Raw genomic sequence first — 24,574 nt, forward strand, 5'->3', positions numbered from 1 at the left:
ACTCTAGAAATAACAACGCCCAGGTGATTACCACCCGGGCGTTATGGGGCGGTGCGGCTGACTTATGAAGTGCGGATGACCGCCCTTGAATGACTCACGGACTTAGATCTTGCCGACCAGGTCCAGGGACGGAGCCAGGGTGGCCTCGCCTTCTTTCCACTTGGCTGGGCAGACTTCGCCTGGGTGAGCGGCAACGTATTGAGCGGCCTTGATCTTGCGCAGCAGCTCGGAAGCATCACGACCGACGCCGCCATCGTTGATTTCAACGATTTTGATCTGGCCTTCCGGGTTGATCACGAAAGTGCCACGGTCTGCCAGGCCAGCTTCCTCGATCAGGACGTCGAAGTTGCGGGAGATGGTCAGGGTCGGGTCGCCGATCATGGTGTACTGGATCTTGCCGATGGCTGGCGAAGTGTTGTGCCAGGCAGCATGGGCAAAGTGGGTGTCAGTCGACACGCTGTAGATTTCAACGCCCAGTTTCTGGAACTCGGCGTAGTTGTCAGCCAGGTCTTCCAGCTCGGTCGGGCAAACGAAGGTGAAGTCGGCTGGGTAGAAGAACACGACAGACCATTTGCCTTTCAGGTCAGCGTCCGAGACTTCGACGAATGCGCCGTTTTTGAAAGCGGTTGCTTTGAACGGTTTAACTTGGCTGTTGATGATAGGCATCGTTGACTCTCCGTCATGGGTTAAGAAGTTGATGGAGAGAATCCTAGCCATTCTTTCCTGCCCTGGCTCATTGGCAAAGCTGATGCTCACGATTGGTATTTGCTATGAGCAGACGCTATTAATAGAAGAAATCTTATGCTCCCTGATCCACCGGTTTCTCGGTGACCAGGCTCATGCCCGGAAAAGGACTGGCCTCGATATAGCGCATGGCCGACTTCATGTCCTTCCAGCCGACATAGCTCATCAGCGACTTCAGGTCCCAGCCGCTGCGGTGGGCCCAGGTGGCGAAGCCCCGGCGCAACGAATGGCTGGTGTAGTGCTCGGCGGCAATCCCGGCGCGTTCCAATGCCTGGCGCAACAAGGGGATGACACTGTTGGCGTGCAGCCCCTCCTCACCCAGATGCCCCCAGCGATCGATGCCGCGAAACACCGGGCCACGCACCAGCGCGGCGCTATTGATCCAGTCGATATAGGCCTGCACCGGACACAGGCGCTGCAAGGCCGGGGCCTGATAGGTCTTGCCGAGGTTTTCACGGTCGCTTTTGCTGCGCGGCAAATAGAGCGTCATGCCTGTGCCGGCGACAGGGCGGACATGCTCGATCTCCAGGCGACAAAGCTCATCGCTGCGAAAACCCCGCCAGAAGCCCAGCAGGATCAACGCCTTGTCGCGTCGGGCGCGCAGCAGCGTCGGACGATCATCGGCGGCCAGGGCCAGGCTCGCCTGGGCATCGAGCCTGGCGACGACTTGCTCCAGATGCTGCAACTCGAGCGGTTCGGCCTGCTTCTCCCGGGCCGGGTGCAGGGCGCGGATGCCCTTGAACACCTTGCGCACCAGGGGCGCCTTGGTCGGATCGGCAAAACCCTGGCTGTTGTGCCACTGCGCCAGGGCCGAGAGCCGCAGCTTCAGGGTGTTGATCGACAACACCCCGGCATGGGCCATCAGGTAGCGCACCACACTGTCGCTGGTGGCCGGCAGGAAGCCGCCCCAACTCACTTCGAAATGTTCTATGGCGGCCTGGTAGCTGCGACGGGTGTTGTCCCGCGTCGCGGCCTGCAGGTAGCGCTCCAGCTCGTTCATCGCTTCGGTTCCAGACATTCGTACTGATTCCCCAGGCAAAAATGCGAAAACGGCTTATCACATGAGGTAATACCAGTATATCCCGTGTTAATAATTACAAATATCCGCTTCTCGATTTTATCTATATGCTATGTAAATACATGGTACGTACCACAGTACGAAATCGTAGGAGAGAACATGGCTCGCGGCGGCGTGAACAAGGCAGTGGTGCAGACGGCACGCTTGGCGATCCTCGCCCGCGGCGAGCACCCAAGCATCGATGCGGTACGTATCGAAATGGGCAATACCGGCTCCAAGACCACCATCCACCGCTACCTCAAGGAACTGGACGACAGTGACCTGCGGCGCGCGGCGCCGGTGGAATCACTGGATGAAGAGCTGGGAGAACTGGTCTCCCGATTGGCGCAACGGCTTCAGGAACAGGCCCGGGAACCCGTCGAGCAGGCTCGGGCGCAGTGGGCGGCGGAAAAAGCCGAATGGCAGGCGCAGTTGACCGAGATGACCCGGCAGTTGGAACAGCAGCGACGTCAGTTCGAGATCCAGTCCGTGGCCCTGGCCGATGAATCGGGCAACCTGCAGGCCACCCGCTCGATGCTGCAGACCGAACAGACCCGCAACGCCGGGCTGAGCCAGGCCTGCAGCGACTACGAATTGCGCCTCAAGGACAAGGACCAGCAGATCCGTTCCCTGGAGGACAAGCACCTGCATGCTCGCGAGGCCCTGGAACATTTTCGCAGTGCCGCCCGCGACCAGCGCGACCAGGAACAACGCCGGCATGAGGCGCAGTTGCAGCAGGTGCAGATGGAACTGCGCCAGGCCCAGCAGAGCGCGTTGGTGCGCCAGGACGAGATCACCCAACTGCACCGGGATAATGAACGGCTGCTGGCGGAGGGTCGGGGAACCTCGAAGGCGCTCAAGCTGACGCAGGAGCAGCTGGAAAAAGAGCGGGTGCGCGGGGAGCAGCAGCTCGAGCACGCTCGAACGCTGGAGAATGAGGACACCCTGCTCCGGGAACGCCTGCGGGTGGCACTGGAGGATGCCGAGTCGCTCAAGCTTGCAGCTACGGATCGGCAGGGGCTGGTTCAAGCGCTTGAACTCAAACTAGCTGAAGCTGAAACAGCGCTTGAAGAGCTTCGCACACCTCTGTAGTCCACCTGACTTGATGGCGATGCAGTATTCGCCACCGCCATCGCCAGCAAGCCGGCTCCTACAAGTCGGCGTTCCAACACCAAAACATCGCCAGGCCCATCTTCTGTAGGAGCCGGCTTGCTGGCGATGGCGACCTCACATTCACCGCAACCATTTCCCCTGCCATAGCCATCCGAATATGTACGGATTCGCCACCTGCACACCCCGCAAATCCCCATCCCCCCAGCTCGACCAGCTGTTTCCCCGACCTGCGACATTCCGCCCCAGTGCAAAAAAGTACCGATTGAAGTGTCGTCAAGGATTTGTCAGCACGGCATTTGAAGGCTGTAATCAACGCCAGATTCTTCCTGGGCACCGGAAGACACAACAACAATAAACCGACCTTCGAGCGCCTCCGTGCGCCAGAAGAGGAGTGTTCGATGAAAGCCATTGCCACCGCACTGCTCGTCACCACCGGCCTCACCCTCAGCGGCGTCAGCCTCGCCGCCCAGACCCTGACCATCGCCACCGTCAACAACAGTGACATGATCCGCATGCAGAAGCTGTCGAAGACCTTCGAAGCCGAGCACCCGGACATCAAGCTCAACTGGGTGGTGCTGGAAGAAAACGTCCTGCGTCAACGGCTGACCACCGACATCGCCACCCAGGGCGGCCAGTTCGACGTGCTGACCATCGGCATGTACGAAGCTGCACTCTGGGGCGCCAAGGGCTGGCTGGAACCGATGAACAACCTGCCCGCTTCCTACGATATCGACGATGTGTTCCCGTCGGTGCGTGACGGTCTTTCCGTCAAGGGCACGCTGTTCGCCCTGCCGTTCTACGCCGAAAGCTCCATGACCTACTACCGCACCGACCTGTTCAAGGACGCCGGCCTGAGCATGCCCGAACGCCCGACCTGGGAACAGATCGGCGAGTTCGCCGCCAAGCTCAACCACCCCGAGAAGGAACAATACGGTATCTGCCTGCGGGGCAAGGCCGGCTGGGGCGAGAACATGGCCCTGATCACCACCGTGGCCAATGCCTACGGCGCCCGCTGGTTCGATGAGAAGTGGCAACCGGAATTCAACGGCCCCGAATGGAAGAACGCCCTGAACTTCTATGCCGAGACCATGAAGAAGGCCGGCCCGCCGGGCGCCTCGAGTAACGGTTTCAACGAAAACCTGGCGCTGTTCAACAGCGGCAAGTGCGCCATGTGGGTCGACGCCAGCGTGGCCGGCTCCTTCGTCACCGACAAGACCCAGAGCAAGGTCAGCGACCACGTGGGCTTTACCTACGCGCCGCACCAGGTCACCGACAAAGGCTCGGCCTGGCTCTACTCCTGGGCCCTGGCGATCCCCACCAGTTCCAAGGCCAAGGACGCGGCGAAAGTCTTCAGCAGTTGGGCCACTTCCAGGGAGTACGCGGCGCTGGTCGCCAAGGAAGACGGCATTGCCAACGTACCGCCGGGCACGCGCGCCTCGACCTACAGCGATGCCTACATGAAGGCCGCACCGTTCGCGAAGATCACCCTGGAATCGCTCAAGGCCGCCAACCCGAAAGACCCGAGCGCCAAGCCCGTGCCTTATGTGGGGATCCAGCTGGTGACCATTCCCGAGTTCCAGGCCATCGGCACCCAGGTCGGCAAGCAGTTCTCCGCCGCGCTGACCGGCCAGACCACGGCCGACAAGGCCCTGGCCGATGCCCAGACTTTCACCGAACGGGAAATGAAACGCGCGGGTTATCCCAAGTAACCCCGAATTTCTGTAGGAGCCGGCTTGCCGGCGATGGACTCAAAGGCGCCGCGTTTACCTGCTGGACACGCGTCATCGTTGACGACCATCGCGAGCAAGCTCGCTCCTACAGGGCCCGAGTCGTGTCTGCTCCTGTTCTCAATCGGTTTTGAACGCCATGAATACCTCCACTGCCAAAGCCCATATGGATATCCCCCTGCCCGTGCGCAAAAGCCGTTTGCGCAACCCCGGCTGGTTTCTGGTCACCCCGTCAGTTGGCCTGCTGCTGCTGTGGATGATCGTGCCCCTGGGCATGACTCTCTACTTTTCGCTGATCCGCTACAACCTGCTCTACCCGGGGGAAAACCAGTTCGTCGGGCTGGAAAACTTCAGCTACTTCCTGACCGACTCGGGGTTTCTCCCCGGCGCCACCAACACCCTGTTGCTGGTGGGCAGCGTGCTGCTGATCAGCGTGGTGTTCGGCGTGCTGATCTCGGCGCTGCTGGAGGCCAGTGAGTTCTTCGGTCGCGGCATCGTCCGGGTCCTGCTGATCTCGCCCTTCTTCATCATGCCCACCGTGGGCGCGCTGATCTGGAAGAACCTGATTTTCCACCCGGTCTCGGGGATTCTCGCCGCGCTGTGGCGACTGTTCGACGCGCAGCCGGTGGACTGGCTGGCCCACTACCCGCTGCTGTCGATCATCATCATCGTGTCCTGGCAGTGGCTGCCCTTCGCCATCCTGATCCTGATGACCGCCATGCAGTCCCTCGACCAGGAACAGAAGGAAGCCGCGCGCCTGGACGGTGCCGGTCCCGTGGCGATCTTCTGGCACCTGACCCTGCCGCACCTGGCCCGGCCGATCGCCGTGGTGGTGATGATCGAGACCATCTTCCTGCTCTCGGTGTTCGCCGAAATTTTCACCACCACCAACGGCGGTCCCGGCTATGCCTCGACCAACCTGGCGTACCTGATCTACAACCAGGCGCTGGTGCAGTTCGACGTCGGCATGGCGTCGGCCGGCGGCCTGATCGCTGTGGTCATCGCCAATATCGCCGCGATCATCCTGGTGCGGATGATCGGCAAAAACCTGACAGACAAGCCTTGAGGCCCGCGCCATGACCCTCACACTCAAACAATCCCGGCGCCTGCAAAGCGTTCTGCTCGGCCTCCTGGCCTGGGCCATTGCGATCCTGATCTTCTTCCCGATCTTCTGGATGGTGCTGACCAGCTTCAAGACCGAGATCGACGCGTTCGCCACGCCGCCCCAGTTCTTCTTCAGCCCGACGCTTGCGAACTACCTGCATATCCAGGAGCGCAGCGACTACTTCCACTTCGCCTGGAACTCGGTGGTGATTTCCTTCAGCGCCACGCTGCTGTGCCTGCTGATCGCGGTGCCGGCGGCCTACTCCATGGCGTTTTATGAAACCCAGCGGACCAAGCGCACGCTGCTGTGGATGCTCTCCACCAAGATGCTGCCGCCGGTGGGGGTGCTGATGCCGATCTACCTGCTGGCCAAGGGCTTTGGCCTGCTGGACACGCGCATCGCGCTGATCGCGATCTACACGCTGATCAACCTGCCGATCGTGGTCTGGATGATTTACACCTACTTCAAGGACATCCCCAAGGACATCCTCGAGGCCGCCCGCCTCGACGGCGCGACCCTGTGGCAGGAAATGGTCCGGGTGCTGCTGCCGATCAGCAAGGGCGGGCTGGCCTCGACCCTGCTGCTGTCACTGATCCTGTGCTGGAACGAGGCCTTCTGGTCGCTGAACCTGACGTCCTCCAACGCCGCGCCGCTGACCGCACTGATCGCTTCCTACTCAAGCCCCGAGGGTCTGTTCTGGGCCAAGCTGTCGGCCGTCTCGACCCTGGCTTGCGCGCCGATCCTGATCTTCGGCTGGATCAGCCAGAAACAACTGGTGCGCGGCCTGTCCTTCGGCGCCGTGAAATAGCCCTCAAAGAATAAGCACAAAGGAGCGCCATCATGGCCAACCTGAAAATCAAGAATCTGCAGAAAGGCTTCGAAGGCCTGTCCATCATCAAGGGCATCGACCTGCAAGTGAACGACCGCGAGTTCGTGGTCTTCGTTGGCCCGTCCGGCTGCGGCAAATCGACCCTGCTGCGGCTGATCGCCGGCCTGGAGGAAGTCACCTCCGGCACCATCGAGCTGGACGGTCGCGATATCACCGAAGTCAGCCCGGCCAAGCGCGACCTGGCCATGGTGTTCCAGACCTACGCCCTGTACCCGCACATGAGCGTGCGCAAGAACATGTCCTTCGCCCTGGACCTGGCCGGCGAGGCCAAGGCCGAGGTGGAACGCAAGGTCAATGAAGCCGCGCGGATCCTCGAGCTCGGCCCGCTGCTGGAGCGCAAGCCCAAGCAACTCTCCGGTGGCCAGCGCCAGCGGGTCGCCATCGGTCGTGCCATCGTGCGCAACCCGAAGATCTTCCTGTTCGACGAACCGCTGTCCAACCTCGATGCCGCCCTGCGGGTGCAGATGCGCCTGGAACTGGCGCGCCTGCATAAAGAGTTGCAGGCCACCATGATCTACGTGACCCACGACCAGGTCGAAGCCATGACCCTGGCCGACAAGGTGGTGGTGCTCAACGGCGGTCGCATCGAGCAGGTCGGCTCGCCCCTGGAGCTCTACCATGCGCCGGCCAACCTGTTCGTCGCCGGCTTCCTCGGCACCCCGAAAATGGGCTTTCTCAAGGGCAAGGTCAGTCGCCTCGACGGCCAGGGCTGCGAAGTCGAGCTGGACGCCGGCACGCGCATCAGCCTGCCGTTGAGCGGCGCCAGCCTCAGCGTCGGCAGCCCGGTGACCCTGGGCATTCGCCCGGAGCACCTGGAAATCGCCAAGCCCGGCGACTGCACCCTACAGGTCACCGCCGACGTCGGCGAACGCCTGGGCAGCGACACCTTCTGCCACGTGCGCACCGCCTCCGGCGAGGCCCTGACCATGCGCATCCGCGGGGACATGGCCAGCCAGTACGGTGAAACCCTCCAGCTGCACCTGGACAGCCGCCACTGCCATTTATTCGATGCCGGCGGTGTGGCGGTTGCCCGTCCGCTGCGCGCTGCCGCCTGATTGTCGAGAGCCCTTGCAATGAAACTGAATAAACAGAATCTCCACCGGCTGGCTCCGCAAGTCAGCCTGCCGCACTACGACCCGGCCGACACCCGCCAGGGCATTGCCCATATCGGCGTCGGCGGTTTCCACCGCGCCCACCAGGCTTACTACACCGACGCCCTGATGAACACCGGCGAGGACCTGGACTGGGCCATCTGCGGGGTCGGCCTGCGCAACGAGGACCGCCGCGCCCGGGACGACCTGGCCGGGCAGGATTATCTGTTCACCCTGTTCGAGCTGGGCGACAGCGATGACCGCGAAGTCCGGGTGATCGGCGCCATCAGCGACATGCTGCTGGCCCAGGACGATCGTCAGGCGCTGATCGACAAGCTCGCCTCGGCGCAGATCCGCATCGTCTCGCTGACCATCACCGAGGGCGGCTACTGCATCGACGACAGCAACGGCGAGTTCATGGCGCACCTGCCGCAGATCCAGCACGACCTCGCCTACCCCGATGCGCCGCAGACCGTCTTCGGCTTTCTCTGCGCGGCCCTGGCCAGGCGCCGGGCCGCGGGCATCCCGGCCTTCACCCTGATGTCCTGCGACAACCTGCCCCACAACGGCGCGGTGATCCGCAAGGCGCTGCTGGCCTTCGCCGCCTTGCGCGACGCCGACCTGCATGACTGGATCGCCGCCCACGTGAGCTTCCCCAATGCCATGGTCGACCGCATCACGCCGATGACCAGCGCCGCCCATCGCCTGCAACTGCACGACGAGCACGGCGTCGACGATGCCTGGCCGGTGGTGTGCGAGCCGTTCGTGCAATGGGTGCTGGAGGACAAGTTCGTCAACGGTCGTCCGGCCTGGGAAAAGGTCGGCGTGCAGTTCACCGACGACGTCACGCCCTACGAAGAGATGAAGATCAAGCTGCTCAACGGCAGCCACCTGGCGCTGACCTACCTGGGTTTTCTCAAGGGCTATCGCTTCGTCCACGAGACCATGAACGACCCGCTGTTCGTGAAATACATGCGCGCCTACATGGACCTGGACGTCACCCCGCAACTGGCGCCGGTGCCGGGCATCGACCTGGGCGCGTACAAGGACACCCTGGTCCAGCGCTTCTCCAACCAGGCGATTGCCGACCAGTTGGAACGGGTCTGTTCCGATGGCTCGTCGAAGTTTCCCAAATTCACCGTGCCAACCATCAACCGCCTGATTGCCGACGGTCGCGCGACCGAGCGCGCGGCACTGGTGGTGGCGGCCTGGGCCTTGTACCTCAAGGGCGTCGATGAAAACGGCGTGACCTACGCGATTCCCGATCCCCGGGCCGAGTTCTGCCAGGCGCTGGTGGCGGATGACACGCTGATCGTGCAACGGCTGCTGGCCGTGGAAGAGATCTTCGGCACTGTGATTCCCCAGTCCGACGAGTTTGTCGCCGCTTTCAAACGCTGCTTCGACAGCTTGCGGGAAGTGGGGGTAAGCAAGACGCTGGAGCGTTTGCTATGAGTCAAAGACTCTACCTGGGTATCGACTGCGGTACCCAGGGCACCAAGGCTATCGTCCTCGATACCGTCAGCGGCCAGGTGCTGGGCCAGGGCTCGGCTCCCCATACCCTGATCAGCGGCGCCAACGGCCGCCGCGAGCAGGACACCCGGCAATGGCTGGAGGCGTTCACCCTGGCCACCCGCCAGGCACTGGAAGCCGCGGCGGTGGACGGCCAGGCGATCCTCGGCATCGGCGTTTCCGGCCAGCAACATGGCCTGGTCCTGCTCGACAAGCATGGCCAGGTCCTGCGTCCGGCCAAGCTCTGGTGCGACACCGAAACCACCGCGGAAAACCAGCGCCTGCTGGAGCACCTGGGGGGCGAACAGGGTTCGCTCGAGCGCCTGGGCCTCGTGATCGCGCCCGGTTATACCCTGTCCAAGCTGCTCTGGACCCGGGAACAGCATCCGGAACTGTTCGCCCGGATCGCCCATGTCCTGCTGCCCCACGACTACCTCAACTACTGGCTGACCGGCCGTAGTTGCGCGGAATACGGAGATGCGTCGGGCAGCGGCTATTTCGATGTGCGCAAGCGTTGCTGGGACCTGCAACTGCTGCGCGACATCGACCCCACGGGGCGCCTGCAAGCCGCCCTGCCGGAACTGCTCGAAGCCCACCAGCCGGTCGGCCGGGTGCTGCCCGGGATTGCCCGGCAGCTGGGCATCAACCCCAATGCGCTGGTCTCCAGCGGCGGCGGCGACAACATGATGGGCGCCATCGGCACCGGCAACATCCGGCCCGGCGTCATCACCATGAGCCTGGGTTCCTCCGGCACCGTCTACGCCTACGCCGAACAGCCGCCGATCAGCCCGGACGCCTCGGTGGCGGCCTTCTGCTCCTCCAGCGGCGGCTGGCTGCCGCTGATCTGCACGATGAACCTGACCAACGCCACCGGCGCCGTCCGTGAGTTGTTCGACCTCGACCTCGAACATTTCAACGCCTGCGTCGCCCAGGCTCCGATCGGTGCCGAGGGCGTCAGCATGCTGCCGTTCCTCAACGGCGAACGGGTCCCCGCCCTACCCCAGGCCACCGGCAGCCTGCTGGGCCTGACCCTGACCAACCTGACCCGGGCCAACCTGTGCCGGGCGGCGGTCGAGGGCACCACCTTCGGCCTGCGCTACGGCCTCGACCTGCTGCGCGGCAACGGCCTGCACAGCCACGGCATCCGCCTGATCGGTGGCGGCGCGAAGAGCGCGGTCTGGCGGCAGATGGTCGCCGATATCATGGACACCCCCGTGGTCTGCACCGAGCAGAGCGAAGCCGCCGCGCTGGGTGCCGCGATCCAGGCCGCCTGGTGCGAGTCCGGGGCAATTCACAGCCTGGCCGAACTGTGCGACCGTTGCGTCAGCCTCGATACGGCGAGTGCAACCCGGCCGATCCCGGCCAATGTCAGCGCCTATCAACCGATCTATCACCGCTACCGCCAACAGGTCGCGGCCATTCAAGAGTGAGCATCCATGTATCTGGTCTGTGGTGAAGCGCTGTTTGATTTTTTCAGCGATGAGACAAGTGGGCAAACCTCGAAAGTGAACTTCAAGGCCATTGCCGGCGGTTCGCCGTTCAACGTCGCGGTCGGCCTGCGCCGCCTGGGGGTCGACGTGGGGTTGTTTGCCGGGCTGTCCAACGACTACCTGGGACGCCGCCTGCAACAGGTCCTTCGCGAAGAAGGCGTGCGCGCGGATTACCTGTTGGACTTCGACGCACCCACCACCCTGGCGATGGTCGCCGTGGGTGCCGACGGCTCGCCCCATTACAGTTTCCGCGGCGAAGGCTGCGCCGACCGCCAGTTGCTGCCGAACCACCTGCCCACGCTGGGGGATGAGGTTCGCGGCCTGCATATCGGCTCGTTCTCGCTGGTGGTGCAGCCGATTGCCGATACGTTGCTGGCGCTGGTTCGCCGGGAAAGCGGCCGGCGCCTGATCACGCTCGACCCCAATGTACGGCTCAACCCGGAGCCAGACATCGAATTGTGGCGCCAACGTATCGCGACCCTGGCCGAACAGGCCGACATGATCAAGGTCAGCGACGAGGACCTGAGCCTGCTCTACCCCGATCGCGACCCGCAGAGCATCGCCCAGGCGTGGTTGGCCCAGCGTTGCCAACTGGTGTTCCTGACCCGTGGCACCCAGGGCGCCGGCGTCTTCAGTCGCCGGCATGGTCACTGGTCGGTGCCGGCCCGCGAAGTCGTCACCGCCGATACCGTCGGTGCCGGCGATACCTTCCAGGCGGCGCTGATCGCCTGGTTGACCGAACAGCAGCTTGACTCAGTGAAAGGACTCGAGCGCCTGGAAAAGGCCCAGATCGACGCGATGCTGAACTTCGCCGTCAGTGCCGCCGCAATTACCTGCAGCCGCACCGGGCCAGACCTGCCGTATCGCCATCAGGTGGTGTAACCCCGAAGCACGACGGACAGCGCTGAATCAACCGTGCGGCGAGTTGCCGTCCTCCACCAAGCCCCAATCCTTGGCATCCAACTCCTTCGCCGCGATCGGCGGCGCGGGAGGGGTCTTCTGCACGGCCAGGGCCGCGGTATCCTGATGCAGCTTCAGGCGCAGGCGCAGGTTGTTCACCGAGTCGGCATTCTTCAACGCCTCCTCCTCGTCGATCGCCCCTTCCACCACCAGTTCGAACAAGGCCGTATCGAAGGTGCGCATGCCGATGATCTCGGACTTCTCCATGATCCCCTTGAGTTCGGAAAACTCATTGCGCTTGATGAAGTCACGCACCGTCGGCGTGCCCAGCATCACCTCCACGGCCGCCCGGCGCTTGCCGTCCTGGGTATTGACCAGGCGCTGCGAGACGAAGGCCTTCAGGTTGTTGCCCAGGTCGTTGAGCAGTTGCGGGCGGCGGTCTTCGGGGAAAAAGTTGATGATGCGGTCCAGCGCCTGGTTGGCGTTGTTGGCGTGCAGGGTGGAGATCGCCAGGTGCCCGGTATCGGCGAACGCCAGGGCGTGCTCCATGGTTTCGCGGTCGCGGATCTCGCCGATCAGGATCACATCCGGGGCCTGGCGCAGGGTGTTTTTCAGCGCCGCGTGGAAACTGCGGGTGTCGACCCCGACTTCGCGCTGGTTGATGATCGACTTCTTGTGCCGATGGATATACTCCACCGGGTCTTCGATGGTGATGATATGGCCGCTGCTGTGGCGATTGCGGTAGTCGATCAGCGCCGCCAGCGAAGTGGACTTGCCTGAACCGGTGGCACCGACGAACAGCACCAGGCCACGTTTCTCCATGATGGTCTCAAGCAGGATCGGTGGCAGCTTGAGGTCTTCGAAACGAGGGATTTCCAGCTTGATGTTGCGCGCCACGATCGACACTTCGTTGCGCTGCTTGAAGATATTGATACGGAACCGCCCGACACCGGGCAAGGACAACGCCAGGTTCATTTCCAGTTCCCGTTCGAACTGCAGGCGTTGTTCGGGGTCCATGATACCGTCGGCGATGGCCGCCACCTCACCGAGCTTCAGCGATTCGCTGCCCAACGGCTTGAGCACGCCATTGAACTTGGCACAGGGCGGCGCACCGGTGGACAGGTACAGGTCCGAGCCGTCCTGGGCGGCCAGGGTTTTCAGCAACGCGTGGATATCCATGGCAAAGGTGTCCGCAATACAGTCAAAAAGAGGTTGAGCGATTAAGCTTGTGTCATTTGAATATGACGAATGTCTACAGCTTGGCGGGATAATAAGCCGCAGCGCAACCCAAAGCTTCACCTTCAAGGCAGGTTTATGAACGGATCTCCAGGTGGCGGCAGCGCCACCCGACTCGGCACCTGGGACTGGGATATCGACCAGGACCGGTTTGTCGCCGATGCCCACTTCGCCCAGTTGCACGGTGTCGACCCCGCGAGGGCCAGCCAGACGCCCCTCAGCGTCTATATGGACAGCGTGCACCCCGAAGACCGCGCCCTGGTGGCCCACGGTATCAAGCAGTGCCTGGAGCAGCACACCGAGCACGCCGAAGAGTACCGCGTCTTGCAAGCCGACGGCCAGGTACGCTGGGTCTTCGCCCGGGGACGTTGCCACCTCGGGCCGCATGGCCGGGCGCAGCGCTTTGTCGGCGCGGCGTTGGACATCACCGAGCACAAACGCACCGAAGAGGCCCTGCGCAATCTCAACGAGACCCTGGAAGAGCGTGTCGCCCAGCGCACCCGGGCGCTGGCCGAGTCCAACCAGCGCTTGCAGAACGAGATGTTCGAACGCGAGCGCGCCGAAGAGGCGCTGCGCCATGCGCAGAAAATGGAAGCGGTGGGACAACTGACCGGCGGCATCGCCCATGACTTCAACAACATGCTGACCGGCATCATCGGCAGCCTGGACCTGATGCAACGCTATATCGCCGCCGGGCGCAGCGACGAGATCGGCCGGTTTGCCGACGCCGCCGTGAGTTCGGCGCAGCGGGCCGCGTCCCTCACCCATCGGCTGCTGGCGTTTTCCCGCCGGCAATCGCTGGACCGCAAGCGCATCGATCCCAACCAGTTGGTGCAGTCGCTGGAAGACCTGTTCAGCCGCACCACCGGCGCCCATATCACCCTGAAAGTCGAATTGGGCCAGGACGTGTGGCCGGTCAACACCGACACCGGGCAACTGGAAAGCGCCCTGCTCAACCTGGTGATCAACGCCCGCGACGCCATGCCCGACGGCGGCGAACTGCGGATCGAGACCGCCAACAGCTACCTCGACGGCGGCGACCTCAGCACCCTGGAGCCGGTCAAGGCCGGCGACTACGTGATGATCGGCGTCAGCGACAACGGGACCGGCATGAGTCCGTTGATCCTGGCCAAGGCGTTCGACCCGTTCTTCACCACCAAGCCCATTGGCCAGGGCACGGGCCTGGGCTTGTCGATGATCTACGGTTTTGCCCAGCAGTCCGGCGGCCATGTCACCCTGGAAAGCGAGCCGGGCCGAGGCACCTGCGTGCGCTTGTACCTGCCGCGCCATCACGCGCCGCAAGCCGAGGTGCCGCGACCATCCCAACACCCCGTGGAGCCCCCCGTGGCCGCTGTCGATGAGTCGGTGATGGTGGTGGAGGACGATCCGGCGGTGCGGATGCTGGTACTCAATGTCCTCGACGAGCTGGGCTATACCGTGCACCCGGCGGCGGATGCACGCACCGCCCTGCCGCTGCTGGAGTCGAGCCTGCGGATCGACCTGCTGGTCACCGATGTCGGTCTGCCGGGGATGAACGGCCGGCAACTGGCGGAAGTCGCCCGGCAGCACCGCCCGGGGCTCAAGGTGCTGTTCATGACCGGCTACGCCGAGAAGGCCGCCGAGCGCCAGGGCTTCCTCGAACCCGGCATGGACCTGATCGCCAAGCCCTTCACCCTGGACGTGCTGGCGAAGCGGGTGCGCGACATGATCGGGCAGGCGCCTTGAACTTCAGGCATAATCCCGCGCCCGCCGCATGCCCCAACGCTTCAAGGTAACGAATCGATGAAAGCCCAAGCCCGTCATATCCTGGTCAAGACCGCCGAGGAAGCCGAACAACTCAAGCAACGCATCGCCAAGGGCGAAGCGTTCGATGTGTTGGCCAAGAAGTACTCCACCTGCCCGTCCGGCAAGCGTGGCGGCGACCTGGGTGAGGTGCGGCCGGGTCAGATGGTCGGGGCCATCGACCAGGTGATCTTCAAGAAGCCACTGCGCACCGTGCACGGTCCGATCAAGAGCAAGTTCGGTTATCACCTGGTGCAGGTTTTCTACCGAGACTGAGCCGGGAAAGCGCTGCGTTCAAGTCCTTGGAATCAGCGCCCCACGCACCTGAATCACCCGGCTCGCCAAGCGATGCCCTGCCAATGCCGCCTGTTGCGGATCACCGCCACCCAGGCGACTGGCCAGATACGCCGCACTGAACGAGTCCCCCGCCGCCGTGGTATCCACCACCGTCTCGACCTTGCACGCCGGCACCTCGAACGCCTCGCCCTCGCAGTGAACCAGGCAACTCCCGGCACCCCGCTTGATGACCACTTCCGGCGTACCGATGTTCTCGTGGGCGCTGAACACCGCCTGGGCATCGGCATAATCGAACAGCGCCTGTTCGTCCTCAAGGGTCAACAAGGCCATGTCCACGTAGGGCAACACCGACCGATAAGCCGCCCGCGCCTGCTCGACGCCGGCCCACAAGCGCGGTCGGTAGTTATTGTCGAAGACCACCCGGGTGTCGCCCTGGCGGGCCAGTTCAAGAACCTCGACCAGCTTTTCCCGCCCGCATTCACCCAGCACCGCCAGGGTGATGCCACTGAAATACAGCACGTCGTAATCCGGCAAGGCCGCCAGCACCGGGGCCGCGCTCGGTGCAGTGAAGCAGTCGCGCACGGCCGCCTCGTTGCGCCAGTAGAGGAACCGGCGCTCACCCTTGGCGTCGGTCTGGATGCAATACAAACCGGGCAAGCGCCCCGGCAAGCGTTGAACCAGGTCCAGGCCGATGCCTTCCTCGCGCCAGATCCGGCACATGCTGTCGCTGAAGCTGTCGTCGCCCAGGGCGGTGACATAGTCCACCGAGGCCCGTCCACCCAGTTCACGGGACAGGTAGACGGCGGTGTTCAAGGTGTCGCCGCCGAAGCTCTGGTGCAGGCTGCCGTCGGCATGTTGTTGCAGTTCGATCATGCATTCGCCGATCAGGGCGATACGCGGTGGGGGCAGGTTCATAGCGGTATCCTTTAGAAACAGGTCTCGAACCCTTCGATAACCGTCATCTGCTCATCGACAATGCAGCCGACCCGCCACTTGTCGAAAGTCAGGCACGGATGCGAGGTGCCAAACGCGACGATGTCCCCGACCCGCAACTCGCAACCCGGCGCCACCGTCATGAACGCATGCTGGTCCATCACCGCCGTCACCTTGCAGGCACTGACGTCTTCACCCACCGCCGGCACGACACCGGCCTTGTAGCGCAGCAACGGCACCGGCAAGCCGGCGTCGAAGGCCACGTCGCGCTTGCCCAGGGCGATCACCGCAAACCCCGGCTCCGGCATCGACTGCACATGCGCCCAGACCTCCAGCGCCGGACGCAAACCCTCACTCAAGTCACTCCGACGATGCAGCACACAACACTGGGCGTCCTTGTAGATACCGTGGTCATGGGCAACATAGCTACCCGGACGCAACACACTGAGAAAACGCCCGTCGGCATCCTGGGCCTCGAACTCTTCAGCGATCAGGTCGTACCAGGCCGACCCCGAAGCAGTGATGATCGGCTTGCCGATGTCAAACGCGCCGCTGTCCTGCAACTCCACCGCCAGTCGCACCAGGGAGTCGGCAAAGCCACGAATCCCGCTCACAGCCTGATCGCCGTGGATCACCCCTTCATAACCTTCAATACCGGTCAGCGCTAGAGCCGGCTGGGCCTTGATCGCCCGGGCCAGGTCCAGCACTTCCTGCTCGCTGCGGCAACCGCAACGGCCGCCGACCACGCCGTACTCGATCATCACGTTCAGGCGCAGGCCACGTTCGCCGAAGAAAGCCCCCAGGGCCGCGACGTTGTCCGGGTGATCGACCATGCAGTGGAACTCAAATTGAGGATCGGCCAACAACTCGGCGATCAGCGCCATGTTCGGCGCGCCCACCAGTTGGTTGGCCATCAGCACCCTACGGACACCCGCCGCGTAGGCGGCACGGGTCTGCACGGCGGTCGCCAGGGTGATCCCCCAGGCCCCGGCGGCCAGTTGCCGGCGAAACAGCGCCGGCACCATGCTGGTCTTGCCATGGGGCGCCAGCTCGGCGCCGCTGCGACTGACGAAGTCCTGCATCCAGCGGATATTGTGTTCCAGGGCGTCGCGATGGAGCACCAGGGCCGGCAGGCTGACGTCGCTCACCAGTTGGGCGCCGATGCTTGGGGTGCCCTTTTCCACGGCAGCGAAGTTGAAGGCAGTAGACATTTCAAACTCCTTATCGGCGGCGCCCTTGGCACCGCGCTAGTCGTTGATGCGGCGGGCCAGGTTGTTCGCGCTCTCGATCAGGACCCGGCGATAGTCGTTGTAGTTGGCCTTGGCATCGGCCCGTGGGGCAACGATGCACAGGGTGGCGATGCAGACGCCGCGCTCGTCCTTGACCGGCGCGGCGAAACAATGGGTAAAGGTGTCGGCCACGCTGTCGAAGGAAAAGAACCCGTCGATCCCGGCCTGGCGAATTTCCCTGAGGAAGACCTCCAGCGGCAGGCGCTCGCCGTCCGGCAGAATGAAGTCGTCGTGGTCGATCAGGTCGATGATTTCCTGGTCGCTCAGGTGCGCCAGCAGCAGGCGACCGGAGGCCGTCCAGGGAATCGGTGCGTTCTCGCCGATGTCCGAGGAAATCCGGAAATGCCGTTCCCCCTCCTTCATCAGCGCCACGGTGTACTTGCGACCGTTGAGCAGGCACATCTGCGCGGTTTCCCGGGTCTGGCTGACGATCTCCTGCAAGGCATGGTCGGCTTCGCGGCTCAGGTCGAAATGGCGCAGGTGCGCCTGGCCGAGAAAGTACAGCTGACGGCCCAGGTAGACATGGCCTTCCTTGCCGACCGCCTCGAGGATGCGCCGCTCCAGCAGGGACGCCACCAACTCGTAGACCGTGGACTTCGGGCTGCCGATACCGCTGGCGATATCGTTGGGACGCAGCGGCTGGCCGATTTCCTTGAGGTAATCGAGGATATCGAACGCCCGGTCCAGCCCTTTTGCCCGGCGCTTGATGGTGTCTTCGGTCATGTCAGTGCCATCCCATTGGAAAAGTTGCCGGGAAGTTTACCCAGATTGATGTGTACGGGCTTGTCGGAACGCCGACCGTCAGGCCTTCTTCTTGTACGCGATGCAATCGATCTCGACCTTGCAGTCGACCATCATGTTCGCCTGGACACAGGCCCGTGCCGGGGCGTGCTCGGGATGGAAGTACTCGGAAAATACCTTGTTGAAGCTCCAGAAATCCCGTGGGTCCTCCAGCCAGACACCGGCGCGCACCACATCCTTCAGGCCATAACCGGCCTCTTCGAGAATCGCGATCAGGTTCCTCATGGCCTGGTGAGTCTGCTCGACGATGCCACCGCCGATGATTTCGCCATCCAGTGCCGGTACCTGGCCGGACACATGCAGCCAGCCATCGGCTTCGACGGCACGGGCGAAAGGACGAGGCTGACCGCCACCCGCGGTGCTGCCGGTGCCGTAACGAGTAATGCTCATGGGTTTCTCCTTGGGTAAAAAGTCAAAAACGGGTGTTTTTCAGAAATTCCGCGAGACGCGGCGACTGCGGGCGTTCGAACAGTTGTTTGGGTGGTCCCTGTTCTTCAATACGCCCCTGGTTCATGAAAACGATCTTGTCCGAGACTTCAAAGGCAAAGCGCATCTCGTGGGTGACCAGCAACATGGTCATGCCCTCTTCCGCCAGGCCCTTGATCACCGCCAGCACCTCGCCCACCAGTTCGGGGTCGAGGGCCGAGGTCACTTCGTCGAACAGCATCAGGCTCGGGTTCATCGCAATGGCCCGGGCAATGGCAACCCGCTGCTGCTGGCCACCGGACAACTGCCCCGGAAAATGATTGCGCCGCTCCAGCAGGCCCACGCGCTCCAGCCATTTCTCCGCCAGCGCCACGGCCTGGTCCTTGGGCAGCTTCTTGACCTTCAACAGGCCCAGGGTGACGTTCTGCAGGGCCGTGAGGTGGGGAAACAGGTTGAACTGCTGGAACGCCATGCCGGTCATGGCCCGGTGCTGGGCGATGACTTTTTCCGGATGGCGCACGCGCCTGCCGTTCACTTCGCTGTAGCCGATGGACTCGCCGTCCAGGGTGATCTGGCCGCCCTGGAATTCTTCCAGCAGGTTCACGCAGCGCAGCAGCGTGGTCTTGCCCGAGCCGCTGGAGCCGATCAGCGTGACCACGTTGCCGCGCTGCATGTCCAGGTCGACGCCCTTGAGCACTTCGAGCTGGCCGTATTGTTTGTGCAGCCCGCGAATGCTGAGCAGTGCTTGGGAATCAGTCGTCATGGCAAGGCCACCCGCTTTTCGATATGCCGACCGAGCAACTCGATCGAGTAGTTGATGATGAAGAACAACAAACCGGCGAACAGGTAGAACTCCAGGGTCATGAAGGTCCGGGCGATCACCTGCTGGGTGCTGAGCAGCAGCTCGGCGACCCCGATCACCGAGAGCAGGGTCGAGGCCTTGACGATTTCGGTGGACGAATTGACCCAGGTCGGCAGGATCTGCCGCAACGCCTGGGGCAACAGCACATAGCCCAGGGCCTGGTGAAAGGTCAGGCCGATGGCCTTGCTCGCTTCCATCTGGCCACGGGGAATGGCTTGCAGCGCGCCACGCACGATCTCCGCCACGTGGGAGCCACAGAACAGCGTCAGGCCCAGGACACCGGCCTGGAAAGCGCTGATCTGCCAACCCAGGGCCGGGGCCATGTAGAAACAGGCGAGCACCAGCACGAACACCGGGGTGCCACGGATCAGGTCGACATACAGGCGAAACGGCAGGCGCATCCAGAACTTGCCGTAGGTCAGCACCAGGCCGGCGACAATCCCGATCAGGGTGCCGCAGATAATCGCCAGGACCGAACAGGCGACGCTGGTCTGGAAGCCCTCCCAGAGGGTTTCCCGGGCGACCCACAACTCATGCCAGCAACTTTGCGATTCGTACATGCGTGCCTCCTATCGGCGAATCGCCAGGCGCTGCTCGAGGTGGCGCAGCATCAGGGCAATGAGGTAACAGGCCGCCACATAGAGTGCGGTGGTGACCATCCAGGTTTCGATCACCCGATAGCTTTCCACGTTGATCTTGCGGGCGTGATAGGTCAGCTCCGGCACGGCGATGGCCGCCGCCAGGGAGGTGTCCTTGAACAGGGAAATGAAGTTGTTGGACAGCGCCGGCAGCACGTTGCGCAACATCACCGGCACGGTGACGTAGGCCCGCACCTGCCATTCGCCCAGGCCGATGGCCAACCCGGCTTCGCGCTGGCCCTTGGGAATACTCAAGAGGCCGGCGCGGAACACCTCGGTCAGGTAGGCCCCGGCATACAGCGACAGGGTGATGATGAACGAGGGGATCTTGTCCAGCCGGATGCCCAGGCTTGGCATGGCGAAGTAGATCAACAGGATCAACACCAGGATCGGCGTGTTACGGATCACCGTCACATACACCGAGGCCAGCGCCCGTAGTGCGCGATGCTTGCTCAGCAAGGCAAACGCCATCATCAGGCCGATCACGCAGCCGATGGCGATGGACACCAGGGCCAGTTCCAAGCCCAGGGCCAGCCCCGCCAGCAAGGTGTCGAAATCGCGCCAGACGGCGGCAAAGTTCATCTGATAGTTCATGGTTCGCGGTACCTTCGACGGGGCGCCGTATTCGGCGCCCTGCCCAGCATTTCATTGGAAACGTAGCGAGCGAAGGAAAGACAAGGCGAAAAGAAGCGAGAAAGCGGAGTTGACTTTAGTCAATGAGCATTTCGAGTTTCTTTTCAACGCAGTATTTCGTGCGTAACGCCTCTGGCGCCCAGCCCGCAGTAGTTTTCACTTGAATTCGACGGGGAAACCGATTTCCGGGGACGGCAGGTCTACGCCGAACCACTTCTTGAAGGACGCCGCATAGGTCGGGAACTCGACGCCGGTCATGGACTCATGCAAGGCGGTGTTGACGAAGTTCAGCCAGTCCTGGTCGCCGCGCTTGACCGCGCAGGCATAAGTCTGCGGGCTCCAGGCGAAGGCCGGGCTGCGGTACATACCGGGTTTCTGCACCATCAGGTACTTGACCGAGGATTGATCGGTGGCGGCGGCATCGGCACGGCCGGTGCTCATGGCCTGGTACATCAGGTCGACGCTGTCGTACTGGTCGACCTTGGCCTTGGGCAGCGCCTGGTGCACCAGCTCCTCGGCGTACACGTTCTGCAGCACGGCAACGGTGACGCCGTCACCGGCGGCGCGCAGGCTGTCGATTTCCTTGTATTTGCTATTGGCCGGCAACAGCAGCGCCACGCCTTCGCGGTAGTACGGCAAGGTGAAGGCGACTTGCTGGGCACGGCTGGCGGTCACGGTGATGAACTGGCAGCTGATATCGACCTTGTCGGTCAGCAGGTTGGGAATCCGTGCATCGGAAGACTGCACCACGTACTCGACTTTGCTCGGGTCGTTGAATAGCCCCTTGGCGATCATGCCGCCGATATCGATATCGAAACCCTGCAACTTGCCGTCGGCGCCCTGGAAGTGCCACGGCGCGTTGGTGCTGCCGGTGCCGACGACCAGGTGACCGCGCTTGAGCACGCTATCGAGCTTGCTGTCCGCTGCTTGCGCGGCGACCGCCGCCGAAGCCGCCAGAAGAAAAACACAGGCCTTAAACAAGGAAAGTCCACGCTGCATGACGTTGCACTCCGATGGTGTGTATTCCGCTATAGCGGAACTTGGTATGTAACAACGGAATAGACAGCAGAAAGTGTGCCACAGGATTCAGCGCACGCAGATCAGGATTTTAAATTTTAGGAAAATCAAAGAGATAGATTTTTCAGAAAAAACGGTGTCGCGGGAGGTAGCGCAGCACCGTGCTACGGAAGGCCACGCGGGTATGGGTGGGAAGGCCCCAAGGCGGTGCGAGGGTGGGTGATTTCGGGGCTGATTACGTTAGCAAGCTAATAAGAGTCCTACACTTAACTCAGGATTAATCCAGCACATGGAAAGTGAAATCGACCGCGCTCGCGCAGATTTCCCCTGACGCCCTCCGCGGCATGCCCAGCGCCCTCGTAGCGCGGGCTGAAACCTCAAGCCTGCTTCGGAGAAACACCATGAACCTACGTCCCCTGCTGATAACCGGCGCCCTGGCCCTCTCGGCCTTTACCGGCATGGCCCTGGCCGACACTAGCGGAACCGCCCAGCCCGTGCCTTATCATTACGGCATGCAGCTGAACATCGCCAAGGTCACCTCGATGACCGAGCAACCGACCCATGTCTGCAAAGTGGTCACCGCCGACATGAAGTTCATCGATACCGCCGGCAAGCCCGAGGACATCACCTACCTCAAGCTGTCGGATGCCTGCAACTACAACAACTGATGCCGACAAGACGAGATCCTGAACACACCGCTACACCTGTAGGAGCCGGCTTGCTGGCGATGGCGTCCGCAAGGACACAGCAAGGCTCAAGGGCCTTATCGCTGCGATGCGGCGTCCCGACAAGCCAGCTCCCACAGTAACCGCATCGCCCCCTAGAAATAGCCCGAAAAGCAGCGCCAACCCCTCATCCGAGCGCAGTCCCCCCGCCGTCAACACCCCCGCCTTTTCAGCCCTCATTCAGCAATTGTCAATCAAACCTGTTTAGTAATGAGTCTCATTATGTTACAAATTACCATCTTCTCTAACAGTGGTGCGTTGCCGAATGCTGGTTCCCTTCCTGATCATGCTGCGCGAAGGCATTGAAGCCGCGCTTATCGTTGGCATTATCGCCAGTTACCTCAAGCAGACTGGCCGGGGCCAGTGGATGCCCGCCGTGTGGATCGGCGTGTTCCTCGCCGCCGCCCTCGCCCTGCTGGTCGGCGGCGGCCTGGAGCTGATGAGTGCCGAGTTCCCGCAGAAGCAGCAGGAACTCTTCGAAGGCATCGTCGGGCTGATCGCCGTCGGCATCCTCAGCTCAATGGTGTTCTGGATGCGCAAGGTCGCCCGCTCCATCAAGCACGCCCTGCATGAATCCCTCGACCAGGCGCTCGCCGGTTCCACGCACCAGGTCTGGGCACTGATCGCCATGGTGTTTTTCGCCGTGGCCCGCGAAGGCCTGGAAACCGTGTTCTTCCTGCTGGCGGTGTTCCAGCAGAGCGAAGGTCCGGGCGCGCCCATCGGCGCCCTGCTCGGCCTGGTCCTGGCGATTTTCCTCGGTTTCGCCCTCTACAGCGGCAGCATGCGCCTGAACCTGGGCCTGTTCTTCCGCTGGACCGGCCTGTTCATCCTGCTGGTCGCCGCCGGCATCCTCGCCAACTCGGTCCGGGCCCTGCATGAAGCCGGCCTGTGGAACCACCTGCAGGCGGTGGTCTTCGACATCAGCGCCACGCTGCCGATGGACGGCCCGGCGGGCTCGCTGCTGGCCGGCATGTTCGGCTACCAGGATGCGCCCACGGTCAGCGTCCTGGGTGCCTACCTGCTGTACCTGGCAGTCACCCTGGTGCTGTTCTTCATGCCGGCGGCGACACCCGCGCCCAAGCACACTTCTTCCGTTCCCAACCCTTAAGGTTACCCATGTCCAACCCTGCAACTGGCAAACCGCCCCAGGCCCTGCGCTGGGCGGTAGCCGGCTCGGTGATCGTGATGATCGCGGCCGGCGGGCTGTTCTATTACGCCTCGCAGTTGGCCGCGAGCAAGCGCCAGGCCCATCACAACGAAATCACCGTGACCATCCAGGCCCACGGCTGTGAGCCGAATGCCCTGACTGTACCGGCCGGGCCGAACAGTTTCCGCATCCTCAACAGTTCGCAACGCGCGGTCGAGTGGGAAATCCTCGACGGCGTGCTGGTGGTCGAGGAGCGCGAGAACATCGCCCCGGGCCTGAGCCAGGTGATCAACGCCAACCTGATGCCCGGCGACTACACCATCACCTGTGGGCTGCTGAGCAACCCGCGCGGCAGCTTGCACGTGACGCCCACAGCGGCCTCCGAGGCAGCAGCCAAGGCACGCCCTTCGATGACTGCGTTTATCGGTCCGCTGTCGGAATTCCGGGTGTACCTGAGCAGCCAGGGCAACGCGCTGATCAAGGCGGTCGATGCGCTGGAGCAGGCGCTGGCCGCCGGTGACCTGACCCAGGCTCAGGCGCTCTATGCACCGGCCCGTGCCGCCTATCAGCGCCTGGCCCCGGCCGCCCAGCGTTTCGCCGAACTGGACAACGCCATCAACGCCCGCGCCGACTATTACGAACAACGCGAACAGGACCCGGGCTTCGGTGGCTTCCACCGCATCGAATACGGCCTGTTCCGGCAGCGCGACCTCGACGGCCTGGTGCCGGTCGCCCAACGCCTGCAAGCCGATGTCATCAACCTCAAACAGCAATTGCTGGCCCAGTCGCTGCCGCCGGAACAGTGGGTGAGCAGCGTCATCCGTAGCCTGCGCGGCATGGCCGAGACCCGGGCCGGCAGTGGCGAGGAAGAGCGCTACAGCCACGTCGACCTGGACGGTTTCGCCGCCAACCTGCAGGCCGCGCAAAAGGTGATCGATCTGCTGCGGCCGCTGCTGGCCAAGTCGTCCGGCGACCTGCTGGCGAAGATCGACAACGCCACCGTGGCCCTGGACGCCGAATTCAACGGCCTGCGCAGCGCCAACGGCTATCTCACCTACGACACCGTCAGTGCCGCGCAACGCCAGCAGATCAGCGACAAGGCCAAGGCCCTGGCCGATGCACTCGATGGAATCGACCCCGCCCTCGGCCTTTCCGGCCTGTAA

General features: G+C 63.0%; 23 protein-coding genes and 1 pseudogene. 13 read left to right on the forward strand and 11 right to left on the reverse strand.

The features are described 5' to 3' along the window. Positions 1-102: 102 nt before the first annotated feature. The gene (gene ahpC, locus UCMB321_RS12930) at positions 103-666 is read right to left on the reverse strand and encodes an alkyl hydroperoxide reductase subunit C (protein ID WP_020294651.1); all 564 of its coding nucleotides are present in this window, start codon (positions 664-666) and stop codon (positions 103-105) included. A gap of 133 nt (positions 667-799) precedes the next feature. Continuing rightward, the gene (locus tag UCMB321_RS12935; RefSeq protein WP_084614980.1) at positions 800-1,762 is read right to left on the reverse strand and encodes a site-specific integrase; all 963 of its coding nucleotides are present in this window, start codon (positions 1,760-1,762) and stop codon (positions 800-802) included. Positions 1,763-1,921: 159 nt separating this feature from the next. Between UCMB321_RS12935 and UCMB321_RS12940 the strand changes: the two genes are divergently transcribed. From UCMB321_RS12940 to UCMB321_RS12975, 8 genes are all read left to right on the forward strand, one after another. Then, a complete protein-coding gene (locus UCMB321_RS12940; protein ID WP_040067283.1) occupies positions 1,922-2,893 on the forward strand; it encodes a DNA-binding protein in 972 nt (323 codons plus the stop codon). A gap of 419 nt (positions 2,894-3,312) precedes the next feature. Beyond that, positions 3,313-4,623 (forward strand): ABC transporter substrate-binding protein, encoded by a 1,311-nt coding sequence (locus UCMB321_RS12945; RefSeq protein WP_040067285.1) that lies wholly within the window; start codon positions 3,313-3,315, stop codon positions 4,621-4,623. A gap of 157 nt (positions 4,624-4,780) precedes the next feature. After that, entirely contained in the window at positions 4,781-5,707 is a 927-nt protein-coding gene (locus tag UCMB321_RS12950; protein ID WP_040067287.1) for a carbohydrate ABC transporter permease, read from the forward strand. A gap of 10 nt (positions 5,708-5,717) precedes the next feature. Next, positions 5,718-6,554: a carbohydrate ABC transporter permease gene (locus UCMB321_RS12955; protein WP_040067290.1), complete on the forward strand. Its 837-nt coding sequence runs from the start codon at positions 5,718-5,720 to the stop codon at positions 6,552-6,554. A 32-nt stretch (positions 6,555-6,586) separates the two neighbouring features. Beyond that, positions 6,587-7,690, forward strand: coding sequence for an ABC transporter ATP-binding protein (locus UCMB321_RS12960; protein WP_040067291.1), 1,104 nt, complete (start codon positions 6,587-6,589; stop codon positions 7,688-7,690). 18 nt (positions 7,691-7,708) lie between these two features. Then, the gene (locus UCMB321_RS12965; RefSeq protein ID WP_040067293.1) at positions 7,709-9,178 is read left to right on the forward strand and encodes a mannitol dehydrogenase family protein; all 1,470 of its coding nucleotides are present in this window, start codon (positions 7,709-7,711) and stop codon (positions 9,176-9,178) included. Beyond that, positions 9,175-10,665: a xylulokinase gene (gene xylB, locus UCMB321_RS12970; protein WP_040067295.1), complete on the forward strand. Its 1,491-nt coding sequence runs from the start codon at positions 9,175-9,177 to the stop codon at positions 10,663-10,665. The genes UCMB321_RS12965 and xylB overlap by 4 nt, the downstream gene beginning before the upstream one ends. Before the next feature lie 6 nt (positions 10,666-10,671). Beyond that, positions 10,672-11,607 carry a carbohydrate kinase family protein gene (locus tag UCMB321_RS12975; protein ID WP_040067298.1) on the forward strand — a complete coding sequence of 312 codons (936 nt, stop codon included), beginning with the start codon at positions 10,672-10,674 and terminating at the stop codon, positions 11,605-11,607. Positions 11,608-11,634: 27 nt separating this feature from the next. Here the strand turns inward: UCMB321_RS12975 and UCMB321_RS12980 are convergent, their stop codons facing one another. Next, positions 11,635-12,804 (reverse strand): PilT/PilU family type 4a pilus ATPase, encoded by a 1,170-nt coding sequence (locus tag UCMB321_RS12980; protein ID WP_040067300.1) that lies wholly within the window; start codon positions 12,802-12,804, stop codon positions 11,635-11,637. A 171-nt stretch (positions 12,805-12,975) separates the two neighbouring features. Here UCMB321_RS12980 and UCMB321_RS12985 point away from each other — a divergent pair. Together UCMB321_RS12985 and UCMB321_RS12990 are read left to right on the forward strand one after the other, a co-directional pair. Next, a pseudogene (locus tag UCMB321_RS12985) lies at positions 12,976-14,586 on the forward strand (ATP-binding protein); the annotation flags it as partial. Between the two features lie 57 nt (positions 14,587-14,643). Then, on the forward strand, positions 14,644-14,919 hold the full coding sequence (locus UCMB321_RS12990) for a peptidylprolyl isomerase (RefSeq protein WP_007932676.1): 276 nt from the start codon (positions 14,644-14,646) through the stop codon (positions 14,917-14,919). Positions 14,920-14,937: 18 nt separating this feature from the next. Here the strand turns inward: UCMB321_RS12990 and UCMB321_RS12995 are convergent, their stop codons facing one another. The 8 genes from UCMB321_RS12995 to UCMB321_RS13030 form a co-directional block, all read right to left on the reverse strand. Next, entirely contained in the window at positions 14,938-15,855 is a 918-nt protein-coding gene (locus UCMB321_RS12995; RefSeq protein WP_040067303.1) for a sugar kinase, read from the reverse strand. Between the two features lie 11 nt (positions 15,856-15,866). After that, positions 15,867-17,084 (reverse strand): amino acid deaminase, encoded by a 1,218-nt coding sequence (locus tag UCMB321_RS13000; RefSeq protein WP_040067304.1) that lies wholly within the window; start codon positions 17,082-17,084, stop codon positions 15,867-15,869. A gap of 36 nt (positions 17,085-17,120) precedes the next feature. Further along, positions 17,121-17,885, reverse strand: a complete 765-nt coding sequence (locus tag UCMB321_RS13005) for an IclR family transcriptional regulator (protein WP_040067305.1) — start codon at positions 17,883-17,885, stop codon at positions 17,121-17,123. A 78-nt stretch (positions 17,886-17,963) separates the two neighbouring features. After that, positions 17,964-18,353 (reverse strand): RidA family protein, encoded by a 390-nt coding sequence (locus UCMB321_RS13010; protein WP_040067306.1) that lies wholly within the window; start codon positions 18,351-18,353, stop codon positions 17,964-17,966. Positions 18,354-18,375: 22 nt separating this feature from the next. Beyond that, positions 18,376-19,152, reverse strand: coding sequence for an amino acid ABC transporter ATP-binding protein (locus UCMB321_RS13015; protein ID WP_040067309.1), 777 nt, complete (start codon positions 19,150-19,152; stop codon positions 18,376-18,378). Beyond that, the gene (locus UCMB321_RS13020) at positions 19,149-19,811 is read right to left on the reverse strand and encodes an amino acid ABC transporter permease (protein ID WP_040067312.1); all 663 of its coding nucleotides are present in this window, start codon (positions 19,809-19,811) and stop codon (positions 19,149-19,151) included. Before UCMB321_RS13020 ends, UCMB321_RS13015 begins: the two co-directional genes overlap by 4 nt. 9 nt (positions 19,812-19,820) lie before the next feature. Further along, positions 19,821-20,483: an amino acid ABC transporter permease gene (locus UCMB321_RS13025; protein WP_040067315.1), complete on the reverse strand. Its 663-nt coding sequence runs from the start codon at positions 20,481-20,483 to the stop codon at positions 19,821-19,823. 195 nt (positions 20,484-20,678) lie between these two features. Then, a complete protein-coding gene (locus UCMB321_RS13030; RefSeq protein ID WP_040067316.1) occupies positions 20,679-21,521 on the reverse strand; it encodes a transporter substrate-binding protein in 843 nt (280 codons plus the stop codon). Positions 21,522-21,940: 419 nt separating this feature from the next. On the opposite strand from UCMB321_RS13030, the gene UCMB321_RS13035 reads away from it, so the two are divergent. From UCMB321_RS13035 to efeO, 3 genes are all read left to right on the forward strand, one after another. Beyond that, positions 21,941-22,207 carry a DUF2790 domain-containing protein gene (locus UCMB321_RS13035; protein WP_040067318.1) on the forward strand — a complete coding sequence of 89 codons (267 nt, stop codon included), beginning with the start codon at positions 21,941-21,943 and terminating at the stop codon, positions 22,205-22,207. A 322-nt stretch (positions 22,208-22,529) separates the two neighbouring features. Next, complete coding sequence (gene efeU, locus UCMB321_RS13040) at positions 22,530-23,372, forward strand: iron uptake transporter permease EfeU (protein WP_040067321.1); 843 nt, start codon at positions 22,530-22,532, stop codon at positions 23,370-23,372. Between the two features lie 8 nt (positions 23,373-23,380). Then, the gene (gene efeO, locus UCMB321_RS13045) at positions 23,381-24,574 is read left to right on the forward strand and encodes an iron uptake system protein EfeO (protein ID WP_040067323.1); all 1,194 of its coding nucleotides are present in this window, start codon (positions 23,381-23,383) and stop codon (positions 24,572-24,574) included.

This window comes from Pseudomonas batumici, assembly GCF_000820515.1.
GTDB lineage: Bacteria > Pseudomonadota > Gammaproteobacteria > Pseudomonadales > Pseudomonadaceae > Aquipseudomonas > Aquipseudomonas batumici.